This is a genomic window from Nocardia sp. NPDC058176, from assembly GCF_042883805.1.
Lineage (GTDB): Bacteria > Actinomycetota > Actinomycetes > Mycobacteriales > Mycobacteriaceae > Nocardia.
The window spans coordinates 1-17792 of the sequence record NZ_JBHVVA010000003.1 but is presented as its reverse complement, the minus strand read 5'-3'; the positions used below and the strand labels follow the sequence as shown (position 1 = coordinate 17792).

Here is a 17792-nt window from a genome sequence, read left to right as displayed (position 1 = left end):
ACTGATCCACGTTCTGAGAGCGCCCCGGATTCCTGGGATGGCCCCGGCCGATTACGAATCCGCCGTTCGCAGAACGCGCACGGTGCAAACGATTCCCGGTGCGTTCGCCAGTCGTGAGTCCGTGGTGAGCAACTCGCAGTCATACGCCTCCGCGGCAGCGACGTAGGCCGCGTCGTAGGCGGTCAGATTGTCGCGGAGATCCCATATTCTGGGTACGAGGACGCGGGTGATGGGGACCTCCGGATCGAGCTTTTCCAGGGCCGTGACGGCCTGGGCGGCTTGGGCGGCGGTGATGGTTCCCGCTCGGGAGAAACGGCGGATCACCGACAGGACCTCGATGGTCCAGTGCTGGGGGGCGATCCAGCGGTTGTCGGCCTCCAGGTTGGTGCGGCACAGGTCGCCGAGCGGGTCCGGGTTCAGGAGAGCGTGAGCGAAGACTGACGCGTCCACCACGATCACTCGCAGGCCTCCCGGTCGGTCAGGGCCGAATCCCGTTCGGCACGTTCCTCATCCAGCGCGACCTGGACGTCCACCGCGGTGAAAGCGACGTCCCAGGCGACGGGGCTGAACTGCTTGAGGACCGCGATGTTGTCCTGGCGACGGGCCTCGTCGCGAATCAGGTCGAACAGGAACGCTTGCAGGGACTGGCCGCGTCGCTGCGCCAGCGCGACCAGCTGATCACGCAGCGGCTCGGGAACGTCGCGAATCTGCAGGGCAACCATGCATGCAATTGTACATGCACGTTCGAGGGCGCCTGGTGCCGAACGACGAAGGCCCCCGTGTTGTGGCGGGGGCCTTCGGTGGAGCGGCGTTTACCTCAGCGGCGGCGCTTGCCGCCCTTGCCCTTGGCGTCGGAGCGGGCCGCTTCGCGGCGGGAGCGGCGGGTGCCGTTCTGCTGCTGGCCGCCGTATTCCTGGGCGTCGGAGCGGGATTCGGCGCGGCCGTCCTCGGCGGGGCCGGAGTAGTTCAGGCCCTTGGGGGTGGACTCGTCGATGCCCTTGGCGCGCAGGGCCGGTGGGGCCTGGGGGGCGGGCGGGGGCGCGTCCTGGGGGCGGGCGCCGACGGGGGAACGGAGGTTCTTGTCGACGGAGACGCCCTCGGGCTGGGGAGCCTGGGGCTGCTGGACCTCGACCTGGAGGTTGAACAGGAAGCCGACGGACTCTTCCTTGAGGCCTTCCAGCATGGCGGCGAACATGTCGAAGCCCTCGCGCTGGTACTCGACCAGGGGGTCGCGCTGGGCCATCGCGCGCAGGCCGATGCCCTCCTTGAGGTAGTCCATCTCGTAGAGGTGCTCGCGCCACTTGCGGTCGAGGACCGAGAGCAGGACCTGGCGTTCCAGGTTGCGCATGGCGCCCTCGCCGGCCAGGCCGTCGATCTCCTGCTCGCGCTTCTCGTAGGCGGTGTGCGCGTCGTCGAGCAGGGCCTGGCGCAGTTCGTCGCGGGTGAGTTCGCCCGCGTCACCGGTGGCGGTCTCGCCGGCGAGCTCCTTGTGGTCCAGGCTCACCGGGTACAGCGTCTTGAGCGCGGTCCACAGCTTGTCCAGATCCCAGTCCTCGACGTAGCCCTCGGCGGTGGCACCGTCGACATAGGCGGTGGTCACGTCGGTGATCATGTTCTGGACCTGACCCTCCATGTCCTCACCACGCAGGATCTGGTTGCGCTCGCCGTAGATGACGGTGCGCTGCTGGTTCATCACCTCGTCGTACTTCAAGACGTTCTTGCGGATCTCGAAGTTCTGCTGCTCGACCTGGGTCTGGGCGCTCTTGATGGCCTTGGAGACCATCTTCGCCTCGATCGGCACATCGTCGGGCAGGTTCAGCCTGGTCATGATCGACTCGAGCGCGGCACCGTTGAAGCGGCGCATCAGCTCGTCACCGAGGGACAGGTAGAAACGGGACTCGCCCGGATCGCCCTGACGGCCGGAGCGGCCACGCAGCTGGTTGTCGATACGCCGCGATTCGTGGCGCTCGGTGCCGAGCACGTACAGGCCACCGGCCTCACGCACCTTCTCGGCGTCGTCCTCGGTCTGCTTCTTGACCTGCTCGAGCGCGGAATGCCAGGCGGCCTCGTACTCGTCGGGGGTGTTCACCGGGTCCAGGCCCTGCTTGCGCAGCAGGATGTCGGCGATGATGTCGGCGTTGCCGCCGAGCACGATGTCGGTACCACGACCGGCCATGTTGGTGGCGACGGTGACCGCGCCGGGCCGACCGGCCTCGGCGATGATCTGGGCTTCCTGCTCGTGGAACTTCGCGTTCAGCACCGAATGCGCGACACCGCGCTTGGTGAACTGCTTGGACAGGTACTCCGAGCGCTCGACGCTGGTGGTACCGATCAGGACCGGCTGGCCCTTCTCGTGCCGCTCCACCACATCGTCGACGACCGCGTTGAACTTGGCCTCTTCCGACTTGTAGATCAGGTCGGCCTGGTCCTTGCGGACCATCGGCTTGTTCGTCGGGATCGGGACCACGCCGAGGTTGTAGATCGAGTGCAGCTCGGCGGCCTCGGTCTCGGCGGTACCGGTCATGCCCGAGAGCTTGTCGTAGAGGCGGAAGTAGTTCTGCAGGGTGATCGTGGCCAGGGTCTGGTTCTCCGGCTGGATCTCGACCTTCTCCTTGGCCTCGATCGCCTGGTGCATGCCCTCGTTGTAGCGGCGCCCCACCAGGATGCGGCCGGTGAACTCGTCGACGATGATCACATCGCCGTCGCGCACGATGTAGTCCTTGTCGCGCTGGTAGAGCTCCTTGGCCTTGATCGCGTTGTTCAGGTAGCTGACCAGCGGCGAGTTCGCGGCCTCGTACAGGTTGTCGATGCCGAGCTGGTCCTCGACGAACTCCACGCCCGCCTCGTGCACACCGATGGTGCGCTTCTTGATGTCGACCTCGTAGTGCAGGTCTTTCTTCAGCAGCGGCGCGATGCGCGCGAACTCGGCGTACCACTTCGAGGAGGCGTCGGCCGGGCCCGAGATGATCAGCGGGGTGCGGGCCTCGTCGATGAGGATGGAGTCGACCTCGTCGACCACGGCGAAGTTGTGCCCGCGCTGGACGAGATCGTCCAGCGAGTGGGTCATGTTGTCGCGCAGGTAGTCGAAGCCGAACTCGTTGTTCGTGCCGTAGGTGATGTCGGCGGCGTAGGCCACCCGGCGCTCGGCCGGGGTCATGCCGCCGAGGATCACGCCGACCTCGAAACCGAGGAAGCGGTGCACGCGGCCCATCCACTCGGAGTCGCGCTTGGCGAGGTAGTCGTTGACGGTGACCACGTGCACGCCGTCGCCGGAGATCGCGTTGAGGTAGGCGGGCAGCACACAGGTCAGGGTCTTGCCCTCACCGGTCTTCATCTCCGAGATGTTGCCCAGGTGCAGCGACGCGCCACCCATGATCTGCACCTTGTAGTGCTTCTGGTTCAGCACGCGCCAGGACGCCTCGCGGGCCACCGCGAACGCCTCGAGCAGCAGGTCGTCGAGGGTTTCACCGTCGGCGTAGCGCTGCTTGAACTCGTCGGTCTTGGCGCGCAGCTGCTCGTCGGTGAGCCCCTCGATCTCGTCACCGACCGCGATGACCTCGTCGGCGAGGTTCGAGAGCCGCTTGACCATGCGGCCTTCACCAATCCGTAGCAACCTCGTCAGTGTCAGCGCAGGCACGGGTCTCGTCAGTCCTCTGGTCGGAGTGTTTTCTGCTGGTCGGCCACGGTGAAGTGGGCGTTGTGGGCCATCGTAGTCCGCAGACCACCGTACCCGGCGGCGTGTACCCGTGCCCGATGTACCGGGGGCCCGTATCCGCCCAGGTCACGGCATCCGGTGAGCACCGTTGCCCGGCACCGCGGTTCACCTACGGTGACGTAGGATGTCGGACGTGCCCGGTCTGCGCCACACGGCACCGGAAGGAGCATCGGAGCGCGTGATCACGAGACTGACGCCGCAGGACGCGTCGTTCTATCGGCTCGAGTCGAGCAGCAACCCGATCCACATCGGCTCTCTCGCGATCCTCCAGAACACCGCCCCCGACGCGACGGGGCAGGTCCTGGACTACGAACGCCTCATCGACCTGGTCGAATCCCGGCTGCCGCTGGTTCCGCGCTACCGCCGCAAGGTGCGCGAGATCCCGCTGGCGCTGGGCCGCCCGGTCTGGGTCGAGGACAGCCGCTTCGACATCAGCTATCACATCCGCCGCTCCGCGCTGCCCGGTCCCGGCAGTGACGAACAGCTCTACGACCTGGTCGCCCGGCTCGCCTCACGGCCGCTGGATCAGGGGCGGCCGCTGTGGGAGATGTATCTGATCGAGGGGCTCGCCGACGGCCGCAGCGCGGTGTTCACCAAGTCGCACTCGGCGCTCGTCGACGGCGACACCGCGCTCGAGATCGGGCACGTGATCCTCGACAACAGCCCGCTGCCACGGGAACTGGCCGACGACGCGTGGCACGCACCGCGCGAACCCTCCGATGTGGAGTTGCTCGCCGGGGCGCTCTCGCAGCTGGCCGCCCAGCCCAGCGAGGCCTACGAGGTCGTGCGCGACGCGGGATCGAACGCGTTCGGGGTGGTGCGCGGAACCAGGATGGCGGTCAGGGCCGCGGCCAACGCGGTGCGCGCGGCGACCTCGGGCGCCCCCGACAGCCCGCTCAACGCCCGCACCTCGCGCAGCCGCCGCTTCGACGTGGTCCGCACCGACCTCGAGGACTACCGCACGATCCGGCGCCACTTCGACTGCTCCATCAACGACACCGTCCTCGCCGTGGTCACCGGCGCGCTGCGCAACTGGCTGCTCTCGCGCAACGAGGCGCTGGTCGAATCGACCAATCTGCGCGCGGTGGTACCGATGTCGGTCTACGTCGACGGCGACAACCAGCTGACCCCGGCCAGCGAGGTGTCCTCGTTCCTGATCGACCTGCCGGTGGGCGAACCGAACCCGACGATGCGCCTGTCGCACATCTCCCACGCCACCGAGGCCACCGCCCGGCAGCGGCGCGGGGTGCGGGCGCGCACGCTGGTCCATCTGGCCGGATTCGCCCCGGCCAGCCTGCACGCGATGAGTGTGCGGGCGGCGAGTACCTTCGCCGACAACACGTTCAACCTGGTGATCACCAACGCGCCGGGACCACAGACGGCGATGTACATCGGCGGGGCGCGGATGCTGGAGATGTATCCGGTCTCGCCGCTGCTGCGCAATCAGACCTTGAGTTTCGGGCTCACCTCGTACGACGGTCAGGTCTTCTACGGACTCAACGCCGACCGAGACGCCATGGCCGATATCGACGTCCTCGCGGCGTCGGTGCACGAATCGATGGAGGAGTTGCTCGGTGCCTGTCTCTGAGAACGGCAAGTTGCGGGTCTACATCCCGGCGACGATCCCGATCCTGCGCCAGTTGGTCGAGGACCGGGAGTTCTTCCCGCTCGGCGCGACCGCCTTCGCCGTGACCCCCGCCCTGCGCGAGGCCTACGCCGCCGGCGACGACGACGAGCTCGCCGAGGTGGCGATGCAGGAGGCGGCCAGGGCCTCGATGCGCCTGATCGCCGCCGAGCGCGACGGCCTCGACGACGACGCGGCCGCCGAGGGCGAGGCGAACCCCGGCAGCCCGGTGTACCGGCGCGCGGTCGTCGCCGCCGACGTCACCGGCGCGAAACTGCGGCCCGACCTCGACGACGCCGTGGTGAAGCTGGCCGGGCCGATCGGCTACGACCAGGTGGCGTCGGTGCACGTCGACCTGGCCGAGGCCGAACCGCAGGTCGCCAAGGCGGTCGATGTCATCGACGCGGCCGACCTGGGCGACCCCGATGCCGAGTTCGTGCTCGGTGACGCCGAAGACCACCAGCTGGCCTGGTACGCCACCCAGGAACTGCCGTTCCTGCTCGATCTGCTGTGACATCCCACTGACCGCCGCGTAGGCCGCCGCTGCCACTGCCACCCAACCTACGATGCCGTAACCTGAGGGCGAGCGAGCCACCCCACGGTGGCCCACATGCACAACAGGGAGTAACGGCACAGATGGTCCTGAACAAGTTCCGGGAATGGCTCGAAGCACCGGCCGCCGAGGTCGGCGACCGCGGCGGCAAGCTCAACGTGCTGCGTGGCGCGGTGGCCCGGGTGACCACCCCCCTGCTCCCGGACGACTACCTGCACCTGGCCAACCCGCTGTGGTCGGCACGCGAGCTGCGCGGGCGCATCGTCGAGGTGCAGAAGGAGACCGCCGACTCGGCCACCCTGGTGATCAAGCCGGGCTGGGGCTTCGACTTCAAGTACCAGCCGGGCCAATACATCGGCATCGGCATCCTGATCGACGGCCGCTGGAACTGGCGCTCCTACTCGCTGACCTGCCCGCCGGACTGGACCGGCGAGGGCGGCAAGCGGCTGATCTCGATCGCGGTGAAGGCGATGCCGGAGGGCAAGCTCTCCAGCCACCTCGTCAACGGGGTCGCCGCCGGCACCATCGTGCGCCTGGCCGCGCCGCAGGGCGGGTTCGTGCTCCCCGAGCCGCCCCCGGCGAAGGTGCTGTTCCTCACGGCGGGCAGCGGGATCACCCCGGTGATGTCGATGCTGCGCACCATGGATCGGCGCGACGGTGTCACCGATGTGGTGCACGTGCACTCCGCGCCCACCGACGCCGATGTCATGTTCGGCGCGGAACTGCGCGACCTGCACGACCGGCACCCGAGCTTCCTCTCGCACCTGCAACTCACCGACTCCCACGGCCTGTTCTCCCTCGACAGCCTCGACGAGCTCTACCCGGACTGGCGCGAGCGTGAGACCTGGGCGTGTGGCCCCGCGGGCATGCTCGACGCGATCGAACAGCATTGGAAGAGTGCGGGAGTCGCCGACAAGCTGCACATCGAACGCTTCGAGGTGGAGCGTTCGGCGATCGGCGAGGGCGGCACCGTCACCTTCGGCACCACCGGCCGTACCCTCACCGTCGACGGCGCGACCAGCCTGCTCGAGGCAGGCGAGTCGGTCGGCGTGCAACTGCCCTTCGGCTGCCGGATGGGCATCTGCCAGACCTGCGTGGTGACGCTGTCCGCGGGACACGCCCGCGACCTGCGCAACGGTGACGAACGCCAACCGGGCGACAAGGTGCAGACCTGTATCTCCGCGGCGGCGGGTGACTGCACTCTCGACATCTGAGCATCCCACCCGGGTCCGCCAGCAGGTACCCTCGGAGTAATGCATCGGTCGGATAACGACTGACAAGTGGCTGGTCCAGGTCTCCGTAACCGCGCCGCCAACAAACAGAGAGGACCCCGGTGGCGATCACCGATATCCAGGGCTTCGCCCATCTGACCGCGGCCGACATCGAAACACTGGGGAAAGAACTCGATTCGATCCGCCGTTCGGTCGAGACCTCGCGCGGGGAACGTGACGCGCGCTACATCCGGCGCACCATCGCCGCCCAGCGCGGCCTCGAGGTCGCCGGCCGGGCGGTGCTGTTCGGCAGCCGCAACCGCTGGGCCTGGCTCACCGGCACCGCGCTGCTCTCGGTGGCCAAGATCATCGAGAACATGGAGCTCGGGCACAACGTGAGCCACGGGCAGTGGGATTGGATGAACGATCCCGAGATCCACTCCACCAGCTGGGAGTGGGACATGACCGGGCCGTCGGCACAGTGGCGGCGCGCGCACAACTACTCGCACCACACCTACACCAACGTGCTCGGCAAGGACGAGGACCTCGGGTTCGGCATCCTGCGGATGACGCGCGACGAGGCATGGCGCCCCGTGCATCTCGCGCAGCCCGCGGCGAATCTGCTGTTGGCGGCCACCTTCGAGTGGGGTATCGCGCTGCACGATCTCGGCATCGAGAAGGAGCTCGCCGGAATCCCCGGCAAGACGCTCACCTCGCCGCCGGACCTGGAATTCGCGCGCAAGGTCAGCCGTCAGGTGGCCAAGGACTTCGTGCTCTACCCGGCGCTGACCGGACCGGCGTGGAAGTCGACGCTCAAGGCCAACGCGACCGCCAACCTGGTGCGCAACCTGTGGGCGTACGCGGTGATCTTCTGCGGGCACTTCCCCGACGGCGCGGAGAAGTTCACCATCGAGCAGCTCGACGGGGAGACCCAGGGCGAGTGGTATCTGCGCCAGATGCTCGGCAGCGCCAACTTCAAGGCCGGTCCGGTCATGGCGTTCATGAGCGGCAACCTCTGCTACCAGATCGAGCACCACCTGTTCCCCGACCTGCCGAGCAACCGGTACTCCGAGGTCGCGGTGCGCGTGCGCGAGCTGTGCGACAAGTACGACCTGCCCTACACCACCGGTTCACTGGGCAAGCAGTACCTGCTCGCCTTCCGGACCATCCACAAGCTGGCCCTGCCGGACCGCTTCCTCAAGCGGACCTCCGACGATGCGCCCGAGACCTCCTCGGAGCGCAAGTTCAGCGACATCTCGCTGCCCGACCGTCTCCGGGTCGACCCGGAGACGGGTAAGCGATTCGGGCTGCGCTCGGCGCTGCACGACGCGAAGGCGTCGCTGAAGGAGAAGGCACGGCACGAGAAGGAAGTGCTGCGTGAGGCCAAGGTGGCGCTGAAGGCGCGCGCCCGGCAGGAGAAGGCGGCACTGCGCGAGGCCAAGCGGGCACTGGGTGAGCGCGCGACCCATGAGCGCGAGGTCCTGCAGGACAAAGCCGCCCGCCGCTGGGGCCGACGCGCCGCCAGATAACATCTCCATCTCGATTTCGCAATAGGACCTATCACACAATCCGGGCTCGAATTCGCCAACCTACGCTCTCGTAACTTACGGTACTGTAACCGCCATGGCGATCTCGGATGTCAAGGAATACGCGCACCTCACCGCCGCGGATGTCGAAGCTCTCGGTGCGGAGTTCGACGCGATCCGCCGGGAAATCGAATCCGCACGGGGCGAGTCGGATGCCCGCTACATCCGCAATGTCATCCGCTTACAGCGGGCGCTGGAGATCAGCGGCCGCACCGTGCTGTTCGCCAGCTTCCTGCCCCCGGCCTGGCTGGCCGGCGTCGCCCTGCTCGGCTCCGCCAAGATCATCGAGAACATGGAGATCGGGCACAACGTCATGCACGGGCAGTGGGACTGGATGAACGATCCGGAGATCCACTCCACCTCGTGGGAATGGGACAACGCGGGCCCCTCGGCGCACTGGAAGATCACCCACAACTTCCTGCACCACAAGTACACCAACGTGCTCGGCATGGACGACGACATCGGCTACGGCCTGCTGCGCGTCACCCGTGACCAGCGCTGGATGCCGTTCTACCTGGGCAACCCGATCTACAACTTCCTGCTGCAGGCGCTGTTCGAGTACGGCGTCGCGATCCAGCACCTCGAGCTGGGCAAGGTCGCGAAGAAGAAGTGGGACAAGGACTCTCCCGAGTGGAAGCAGTTCGACGCCGACCGCAAGCTGGTGCTGAAGAAGATCGGCAAGCAGGCCGCCAAGGACTACGTGGTCTTCCCGCTGCTCACCGGTCCGTCGTTCTTCACCACCCTGACGGCGAACTTCGCTGCCAATGTGGTGCGCAATGTGTGGACCAACGCGGTGATCTTCTGCGGCCACTTCCCCGACGGCGCCGAGAAGTTCACCAAGGCCGACATCGAGAACGAGACGCAGGGTGAGTGGTACCTGCGCCAGATGCTCGGCAGCGCCAACATCTCCGGCGGACCCATCCTGCACTTCATGACCGGCAACCTCAGCCACCAGATCGAGCACCACCTGTTCCCCGACCTGCCGAGCAACCACTACGCCGACATCGCCGTGCGGGTGCGCGAGCTGGCCGACAAGTACGACCTGCCCTACACCACCGGCTCGCTGCCGGTGCAGTACTTCAAGTCCTGGCGCACGATCCTGAAGCTGTCGCTGCCCAACAAGTACCTGCGCCACACCAGCGACGACGCCCCCGAGACCAAGTCGGAGCGGCTGTTCGGCGGCAATGCCGTGGCCACCATCGACCCGGACACCGGACGTCGTCAGGGCCTGCGGACCGCGCTGGCCGCGGGTCGTCGCCGTGGTGTGCGCACCGCCTTGGCCGCCGGACGGACGCTGGTCCGCCGCTGAGCAAACCCGCGGGTCTGGTTCACTGGTCGGCGTGAGTGCCGACCAGTTGAGCGTCTACGACGCGATCCGCCTGCGTCGCGATGTCCGCGCCGAGTTCACCGGCGAGCTCGTCGACGACGAGACCCTGTGGCGAATCCTGGCGGCGGCCCATCGCGCGCCCAGCGTCGGCAATTCGCAGCCGTGGGATTTCGTGGTGATCCGGTCCGCGGATACCCTGCGCCGGTTCGCCGCGCATGTCGCGGACAAGCGCGACGAGTTCGCCGCCGCGCTGCCCGCCGACCGGGCCGCGACCTTCGCCCCGATCAAGATCGAGGGCATCGTGGAGAGCGGCACCGGCGTGGTGGTCACCCATGACAATCGCCGCGGTGGTCCGCAGGTGCTCGGGCGGGCGAGCGTGCCGGAGACCGGGGTGTACTCGACGGTGCTGGCGATCCAGAACCTGTGGCTCGCCGCGACCGCGGAGGGCATCGGCGTGGGGTGGGTGTCGTTCTACGAGCCCGAGGTGCTGCGCGAGCTGGTCGCGTTGCCCGCCGGAATCGAGCCGGTGGCCTGGCTGTGCGTGGGGCCGGTGCGCGAATTCCAGCAGGTGCCGGATCTGGAACGGTTCGGCTGGCGGGCCGGGCGCGCACTGGACGAGGCCGTGCACCGCGAGACCTTCGGCGGCTGAAACGAGAGCCGGGCACCCGCTGGTGGCGGATGCCCGGACGTTTTCGACGATGTCAGGCCAGTCGGATGAGGCCGTAGTCGAAGGCGTGTCTGCGGTAGACCACCGAGGGACGGTCGGTCTCGCGATCGTGGAACAGGAAGAAATCGTGGCCGACGAGTTCCATCTGGTAGAGGGCGTCGTCGACCGACATCGGAGTCGCGGTGTGCACCTTGGTGCGCACGATGTGGCCGGGACCGCTCTCGTCGGGTTCCTCGGCATGCTGATGCGCCGCACCGTTGGGCGGGGCGAACAGCGAATCGTCCACCAGGGTGGCGGTCGCCTGGGCTACGGAGACGGGAGTCTTGTCCCCGTAGTGCACGACGCGCCGCTTGTCCTTGGCGCGGCGCAGCCTGCTCTCGATCTTCTGGGTGGCCGACTCGAACGCGGCGTAGAAACTGTCGGCGCACGCCTCGGCGCGCACGATGGGTCCCCGGCCGCGCGCGGTGATCTCCACACGCTGACAGGCCTTGCGTTGACGACGGTTGCGTTCGTGGAAGAGCTCCACATCGAAGAGGAAGATCGACGGATCGAAGCGCTCGAGACGAGCGAGCTTCTCCGAAACGTAGATTCGATAGTGGTCGGGAATTTCGACATTGCGACCGGACACCACCACTTCGGCGTGCATGTCCTCGGTCGAGTCGTCGGCACTGTCCACCAGGGCCGAAGGGTCAGCATCTCGCACTGATGCCCGTGAAGAAGTCGTCACGCGTACCTCCCGGATATGGCCGCACGCTGCGAAGCGAGTGCGGCGGGATTGAGCTGTGCCGATCGGGAATCGCTCGGCACCAGATGTCCGCGGCGCCACCTCCCAAACTCGTGTTCGGTGTGTGATCGCGACGCTAGTCCGCCACGGGCAAGTCCGCCACTGTTCACGCAAATTTCGCGCCGTCAAGCCGCACAGGTCACCAAAACGGCTCGCGGCGGTACACCGATCCGGCCAAGGACGCGCACCGACTCGCGCGCGGTGGCCCCGGTCGTGAGCACATCGTCGACCAGGATCACCTCGGCTTTCGTGCCGATTCCGGCCCGCTCCAGCGCGGCTTCGTCGGCCATGATCTTGTCGCGGAGATTGTGTGCGCGCTGCCTCGTCGTCAAACCCACCGAATCGCGCACGCCACGCTTCATCCGCAACAGCGGGACGGTCCGGCAATCGATCAGCCACCCCGCGGCGCACCGGGCGGCGCGGGTCACCGGATCACCGCCGCGGCGCCGCGCGGCCGCCCCTCTGGTCGGGGCGGGCACGAGCACCAGCGGGCGATCCGGGGCCCGTAGCCGGGCCAGTGCGCGCGCCGACGCCAGTCCGAGTGGTTCGGCCAGGTCGCGCCTGCCGTGTTCCTTGGCGGCCAGTACCGCGCGCCTGCCGGGTCCGGTGTAGGGACCGAGCGCCCAGCACGGCACGCCGGGATCGCTGCGTGGACGGATTCGCACCGGCCCCCGCGCGAGCGCGGCCGCGCACTCGGCGCACCACAACTGCCCGGCCAGTCCGCAGCCGCCGCACCGCTCGGGCAACATCAGATCGAGCAGTGTCGTCATAGCGAAGGAGTATGGCAGCGGGTACCGACAGACTCAGCTCGGCAGAACCGGGACCACCTGTTCACCGGTCAAGCCGGGCACCTCGCGCCAGAAGCGGTCGTTGCGCGACGGGTCGGCGGTCTGCAGTTGCAGCACCGCGCGCGAGTCGGCGACGTACTGGGTGGCCGGGGCCGCGGTGACCACCCGGACCGGCGGGGTGAGGTTCTGCGGGGTGACCGGGGTGAACTGGGAGCCGTCGATCGACACGGTGAAGACCGGGTCGACGTTGCCCTCCCGCGCCACCATGAGGGTGTCGCCGGTGACCCAGCTCAGCGATACCGCCCTGGTACTCAGGCCGAGCGCGACCGGCAGCGGCGAGGTCAGCGCGTAGCGGCCGTCGGGACGGCGCTCGATCACCGCGACGTAGACCTTGCCGTCGGCGATCAGGGCCGCGCGGACGCCGGTGCGCGAGACCGCCAGCTCGCTGATCTCGGGCCGGGTGGAGCCGAAGGCCTCGAACAGCGCGGTGGTGTCGACGTCCTGCACCGAGACATTGCCGGTGGCGCGATCGGTGACCGCCCGGATCACGTGGTCACCGTTGAGCACGGTCCAGGCCGCGCCCCCGTCGGGTGTCCACGACGGCCGGGCGATGGTGGCGCCCTCCGCGACCGGGAACGCCCTGGCGCCGTAGTTGCCGATCAGCAGCGAGCGCGCCGGTTCCGGATCGGCCCGGCCGGTGTCGGCGACCGCGGCGACGAACTGGCCGTCGGCGGAGATGCCGACCGACTGCAGATTGGTGGCCTCACCGAAGGACCCGCTCGGGGTGACGATCCCGTCCGGGGTGACCTGGACCAGCGTGCCGTTGCGCAGTGCGTGCAGCCCGATCCGGTTCTGCCCCGGCGCCGAGGCGCTGTACTGGTCCAGATCGGCGACCGACCAGCCGTTGGCCGCGTACCGCTCGTCGAGCGGTTTGCCGTCGGCGAGCAGCACGTACGGGCCGAGGATGTCGGCGCCGGACAGCGTCATCACCACCTGCGCGGCGAACAGTTCGCGCTCGCGCTGGCCGAGCCCGCCGAGCCCGGCGAAGTCGATGCGCACCCCGCCGATGCCGATGCCGACCTCGCCCGGTTCGTTGTTGGCCTTGGTGATCGGCTCGCGCACCGCGACCGGCGGGGCCAGCTGATTGCGGACCACCGGGGCGATCGCCGACTGCGGGCCCTCGCCCAGCATGGCGATCAGCCGTTCGGTGAGCTGGGCGCGCGGCACCGAGACCCAGCGTGGATCCGGCACCAGCACGGAGCTGTCCGGGTCGACGTAGTACAGGACGTGGCGATGGTAGGACTTGTCGAAGGCGCTGGAATCCATGACGACGCCCGACGGCAGCTGGGTGATCCGCCATTCGCCGTCGATCTTGCTCATCTCGATCTTGTTCTCCAGCATGCCCTCGGTGGCGCGGTAGCCGCCGTCGCCGGCGAGTTCACCGACCTTGCGGGCGCGGATCACATAGCTGGCCTTGTCCGCCGATCGCGACTCGCGCAGGGTGTCGGGCCGGTCGACGATGGTGGTGCTCGCCTCGTCGTTCCAGCTGCCCGCGGTCTCGGCCGCCATGTACTGGCGGGCGGCGGCGTGCTTGTCGGTCGGGTCGGCGCTGGCGGTGAGGAAATCGCTGACCAGCAGGTCGGGATCGCGGCCCGACAGCGGCGGTGGCGGGCCCGCCGAGGTCGGCGCCCGGTTGATCGTGCCCAGCGCCTGGGGAGCCGAGGACTCCGGCAGACTGGCACACCCGGTGAGGACGAGCAGACCGGCCAGGACGGCCGCGAGCAGTGCCGCGCCGTGCCTTCCCGAGCGATCACCACGCGCCATCGTCATGTCTGTCGGTCTCCGGTCTCGGTGGACATCGGCTGGTCGTCGTCCGCGTCGCCGGCGGTGTCACCGCGGCCGTTGGTCGCGGCCAGGTCGCCGGTGTGCTCGGCCGGTGCGCTGTCGGCCGGCGTGTGCTCCGGCGCCGCTGTCTCCGTGGCGCCGGAGCCGTCCGCCGGTGCGGCGGGCAGCTCGACGACGGTCGGCTCGACCGATTCGGATTCCGGCAGCGCGGGCACCTTGCGCAGCATCGGTTCCAGCGCGAGCGGGCTCTGTCCGAGCTTACGGCCACGCACCATCGGCAGCAGCAACCGGAAGCTGGCACCGACGCCGGGATCGCCCCAGGCCTCCAGCCTGCCCTCGTGCAGGTTCGCGTCCTCGACACTGATCGACAGGCCGAGCCCGGTGCCGCCGGAGCGGCGCACCCGCGAGGGATCCGAGCGCCAGAACCGGTTGAACACCAGCTTCTCCTCGCCCGGCCGCAGGCCGACGCCCTGATCGCGCACCACGGTCGCGACCGCGTTGGCCTCGCCGTCGCCGCGCATCCGGATCAGCACCGGCTTGCCCTCGCTGTGGTCGATGGCGTTGGCGAGCAGATTGCGCAGCACCCGTTCGACGCGACGCGGGTCGACCTCGGCGACCACCGGGTCCTCGGGCAGGTCGATGACCAGCTCGACCCCGGCGTCCTTGGCCAGGTGGCGCACGGTGGTGATCGCGGCCCGCGCGCACATCCGCACGTCCAGCGATTCCACCTGCAGCTCGGCCACACCGGCGTCGTGCCGGGAGATCTCGAGCAGGTCGTTGAGCAGGCCCTCGAACCGGTCCAGCTCGTTGACCAACAGCTCGGAACTGCGGGCCAGTGCCGGGTCGAGATCGTCGCTGGAGCCGTGGATGAGATCGGCGGCCATGCGCACGGTCGTCAGCGGGGTGCGCAGCTCGTGGCTGACATCGGAGGTGAAGCGGCGCTGCAGATTGCCGAATTCCTCGAGCTGGGTGATCTGGTTCGACAGGCTCTCGGCCATCTCGTTGAACGCCTGTGCCAGCCGCGCCATGTCGTCCTCGCCGCGCACCAGCATGCGTTCCTTGAGCCGGCCGTCGGCGAATCGGCCCGCGATCCGCGCGGCCGACCGAATCGGCAGCACCACCTGCCTGGTGACCAGTGCGGTGATCGCGGCGAGCAGCACCAGCAGCACCACGCCGCCGATGAGCATCGTGCCGCGCATCAGCGACAGGCTCGACTCCTCGCTGGCCAGCGGGAAGATCAGGTAGATCTCCAGGGTCGCGACCTCGGCGCTGGGGCTGCCGATGATCAGCGCGCGGCCGCGGTAGCCGTCCGGGTCGGCGACGGTGGTGAACTGGTAGGAGACCTGGTTGCGCTGGACGAAGCGGCGCAGTTCCTGGGGCACCTGCGAGATCGGGCCGGTGGTGATCTCCTGCGGCGGGGTGCCGCCGACCATCGCCAGCGCCGAATCGAAGCTGCCCGCGGCGCCACTGGATTGGCCGGTGCCGCCGCGGCTGGACAGCGCGCTGCGCGCGTCGGCGAGCCGTTGCTGCTGACTGTTCGCGTCGTGCACACCGGAGAGCCGGTTCTCGATCGTGCTGCGGGCACGATCCATCTCCTCGACCGCCGCGTTGATCTTGGCTTCGAGGAGTCGGTCGGTGATCTGACCGGTCAGCACGACCCCGAGGATCGTGATCACGATGAGCGAGAGGGTCAGCGTGGACACGATGACCCGCAGCTGCAGCGACCGGCGCCACAAATGGCCCAGTGCGGTCCCCACGGCCTGGAACCAGGCCAGTACGGGGGCCACCCATCGCCGCAGCTGCGCGATGAACCTGTCGGTCACCGCGGCGCCTCGCAGCGACCGATCACGGCGGTCCGGCCTTGTAGCCGACACCGCGGACGGTCAGCACGATCTCCGGGTTCTCCGGGTCCTTCTCGACCTTGGCGCGTAGTCGCTGCACGTGCACGTTCACCAGGCGGGTGTCGGCGGCGTGCCGGTAACCCCAGACCTGTTCGAGCAGCACCTCGCGGGTGAACACCTGGCGCGGCTTGCGCGCGAGCGCGACCAGCAGGTCGAACTCCAGCGGGGTCAGCGAGATCTGCGCACCGCCGCGGGTCACCTTGTGCGCGGGCACGTCGATGACGATGTCGGCGATGGAGAGCAGCTCGGCGGGCTCGTCCTCGGTGCGGCGCAGGCGCGCGCGCACGCGGGCGACGAGTTCCTTCGGCTTGAACGGTTTGACGATGTAATCGTCGGCGCCGGACTCCAGACCGAGCACCACGTCGACCGTGTCGGTCTTGGCGGTGAGCATCACGATCGGGACGCCGGAATCGGCCCGTAGCACGCGGCACACGTCGATGCCGTTCATGCCGGGCAGCATCAGGTCCAGCAATACCAGGTCGGGGCGGATCTCCCGCACCGCCGACAGGGCCTGCGTGCCGTCGCCGACCACGTGCGGGTCGAACCCTTCCCCGCGCAAGACGATGGTCAGCATCTCAGCGAGCGCCATATCGTCGTCGACGACCAGAATCTTGGGCTTCATAGTCCTATGTTGTCATCTCCCAGGCCAGGATCGGGCCGCCACGCCATTAATGGTGTGAACCCGTCGCGTATCCAACCTCATCCGGCGAAGATTTCCGTACAGAGGGTGAGTAGCGCTGGTCTATCGTCATCGGATCGGTATGTCCACCACCGGCCGAACCAATCGCGGTCGGCCAGCTCACGATAGACCTCCCCCGTACGCCGCTGCAGACCGCCGTCCCGTTCGTAGGCGTCGAGCGCCCTGGTGCCGTCGAGTTCGCCACGGCGACGGGCACGTTCGGCGGCGACCTCGGTGGGCACATCCAGCAGTACGGTGAGCTCGGGCACGGGCAGGGCGAGCCTGCCGAATTCCAGATCGCCCACCCAGGAGACGATTTCGCCGTCGGCGTCCTGTTCGGCCCGCGCGGCCGAGTAGGCGGCGTTGGAGGCGACCCAGCGATCGAGGATCACGATGTCGTTGGCATCCAACAGGTTCGACAGTTCGGCCGCGGCGTCGGCGCGGTCGAGGGCGAACATGATCGCCATGGCGTTGATCGAGCCGGCCAGGTCGCCGTTGGCGCCGCGCAGCGCCTCGGCGGCCAGATCGGCGTGAATGGAACGGTGATAGCGCGGAAAGGCGAGGCTGCCCGCGCGCAGCCCCTTTCCGGACAATTCATCGATCAGGCCGTCGATCAGCGTCCGTTTACCGGCGCCGTCGAGGCCCTCGACCGCAATCAGTACGCCCATGCGCGCGACATTACCCGACCGATTCCCTGCCCCGATATTTCCGGTCTGGCGAGGATCTGGGCCCGGCGACAGGGTGAGCACACCCCATTTCCAGACCAGGAGTCACCATGATCGCCCGCAGACTGACCACCGCCACCCTCGCCATCGCCGCCGCGGCGGTACTGACCGGAATCTCCGCACCGGCCGCGTCGGCGGGCTCGGCCGTCATCGACATCTTGAACCCGCTGGTCAACGCGGGTGCGGCGACCGGTTCCGGGCAGCTGATCATCTCCGGGAGCAACGAAGCCGCGACCAGCACCGGTTCCTCGCAGGCCGCGGGCCTGCTGTTCTGCGGTCTGCTGTCGTTGAGCAACGGGAACCATCCCACGATCTGCGACACCGGCATCGTCGGCTGATCACCCACGGCGGACAAGCGGCGGCCCCGCCGACCTCGAAGGTCCTGTC

16 protein-coding genes are annotated in these 17792 nt (G+C 68.4%); 7 read left to right on the top strand and 9 right to left on the bottom strand.

What is annotated here, in order from left to right; translation table 11 throughout:
- Positions 1 to 51: 51 nt before the first annotated feature.
- The 3 genes from ACFVVM_RS18255 to secA all read right to left on the bottom strand — a co-directional run bounded on the left by ACFVVM_RS18255 (position 52) and on the right by secA (position 3637).
- Positions 52 to 459 (bottom strand): type II toxin-antitoxin system VapC family toxin, encoded by a 408-nt coding sequence (locus ACFVVM_RS18255; RefSeq protein WP_387619347.1) that lies wholly within the window; start codon positions 457 to 459, stop codon positions 52 to 54.
- Positions 456 to 722, bottom strand: coding sequence for a hypothetical protein (locus ACFVVM_RS18250; RefSeq protein WP_387619344.1), 267 nt, complete (start codon positions 720 to 722; stop codon positions 456 to 458). The genes ACFVVM_RS18255 and ACFVVM_RS18250 overlap by 4 nt, the downstream gene beginning before the upstream one ends.
- A gap of 95 nt (positions 723 to 817) precedes the next feature.
- The gene (gene secA / locus ACFVVM_RS18245) at positions 818 to 3637 is read right to left on the bottom strand and encodes a preprotein translocase subunit SecA (protein WP_387619342.1); all 2820 of its coding nucleotides are present in this window, start codon (positions 3635 to 3637) and stop codon (positions 818 to 820) included.
- Positions 3638 to 3893: 256 nt separating this feature from the next.
- Between secA and ACFVVM_RS18240 the strand changes: the two genes are divergently transcribed.
- The 6 genes from ACFVVM_RS18240 (at position 3894) to bluB (ending at position 10665) form a co-directional block, all read left to right on the top strand.
- The gene (locus ACFVVM_RS18240; protein WP_387619340.1) at positions 3894 to 5303 is read left to right on the top strand and encodes a wax ester/triacylglycerol synthase family O-acyltransferase; all 1410 of its coding nucleotides are present in this window, start codon (positions 3894 to 3896) and stop codon (positions 5301 to 5303) included.
- 10 nt (positions 5304 to 5313) lie between these two features.
- A complete protein-coding gene (locus ACFVVM_RS18235; protein ID WP_387620845.1) occupies positions 5314 to 5853 on the top strand; it encodes a DUF6912 family protein in 540 nt (179 codons plus the stop codon).
- Between the two features lie 122 nt (positions 5854 to 5975).
- Positions 5976 to 7106, top strand: coding sequence for a ferredoxin reductase (locus ACFVVM_RS18230; protein ID WP_387619338.1), 1131 nt, complete (start codon positions 5976 to 5978; stop codon positions 7104 to 7106).
- Positions 7107 to 7225: 119 nt separating this feature from the next.
- Positions 7226 to 8632: a fatty acid desaturase gene (locus ACFVVM_RS18225; protein WP_387619336.1), complete on the top strand. Its 1407-nt coding sequence runs from the start codon at positions 7226 to 7228 to the stop codon at positions 8630 to 8632.
- Positions 8633 to 8726: 94 nt separating this feature from the next.
- A complete protein-coding gene (locus ACFVVM_RS18220) occupies positions 8727 to 9998 on the top strand; it encodes a fatty acid desaturase family protein (RefSeq protein ID WP_387619334.1) in 1272 nt (423 codons plus the stop codon).
- 31 nt (positions 9999 to 10029) lie between these two features.
- Positions 10030 to 10665, top strand: a complete 636-nt coding sequence (gene bluB, locus ACFVVM_RS18215; protein WP_387619332.1) for a 5,6-dimethylbenzimidazole synthase — start codon at positions 10030 to 10032, stop codon at positions 10663 to 10665.
- 52 nt (positions 10666 to 10717) lie between these two features.
- Here the strand turns inward: bluB and hpf are convergent, their stop codons facing one another.
- From hpf to ACFVVM_RS18185, 6 genes are all read right to left on the bottom strand, one after another.
- The gene (gene hpf, locus ACFVVM_RS18210; RefSeq protein WP_387619330.1) at positions 10718 to 11410 is read right to left on the bottom strand and encodes a ribosome hibernation-promoting factor, HPF/YfiA family; all 693 of its coding nucleotides are present in this window, start codon (positions 11408 to 11410) and stop codon (positions 10718 to 10720) included.
- A gap of 182 nt (positions 11411 to 11592) precedes the next feature.
- On the bottom strand, positions 11593 to 12237 hold the full coding sequence (locus ACFVVM_RS18205) for a ComF family protein (protein ID WP_387619328.1): 645 nt from the start codon (positions 12235 to 12237) through the stop codon (positions 11593 to 11595).
- Between the two features lie 33 nt (positions 12238 to 12270).
- On the bottom strand, positions 12271 to 14085 hold the full coding sequence (gene lpqB / locus ACFVVM_RS18200) for an MtrAB system accessory lipoprotein LpqB (protein ID WP_387619326.1): 1815 nt from the start codon (positions 14083 to 14085) through the stop codon (positions 12271 to 12273).
- Positions 14082 to 15923, bottom strand: coding sequence for an MtrAB system histidine kinase MtrB (mtrB, locus tag ACFVVM_RS18195; RefSeq protein ID WP_387619324.1), 1842 nt, complete (start codon positions 15921 to 15923; stop codon positions 14082 to 14084). The genes lpqB and mtrB overlap by 4 nt, the downstream gene beginning before the upstream one ends.
- 22 nt (positions 15924 to 15945) lie before the next feature.
- On the bottom strand, positions 15946 to 16623 hold the full coding sequence (mtrA, locus tag ACFVVM_RS18190) for an MtrAB system response regulator MtrA (protein ID WP_019048752.1): 678 nt from the start codon (positions 16621 to 16623) through the stop codon (positions 15946 to 15948).
- A gap of 77 nt (positions 16624 to 16700) precedes the next feature.
- Positions 16701 to 17348 carry a dTMP kinase gene (locus tag ACFVVM_RS18185; protein ID WP_387619319.1) on the bottom strand — a complete coding sequence of 216 codons (648 nt, stop codon included), beginning with the start codon at positions 17346 to 17348 and terminating at the stop codon, positions 16701 to 16703.
- 107 nt (positions 17349 to 17455) lie between these two features.
- On the opposite strand from ACFVVM_RS18185, the gene ACFVVM_RS18180 reads away from it, so the two are divergent.
- The gene (locus ACFVVM_RS18180) at positions 17456 to 17743 is read left to right on the top strand and encodes a hypothetical protein (RefSeq protein ID WP_387619317.1); all 288 of its coding nucleotides are present in this window, start codon (positions 17456 to 17458) and stop codon (positions 17741 to 17743) included.
- Positions 17744 to 17792 lie beyond the last annotated feature (49 nt).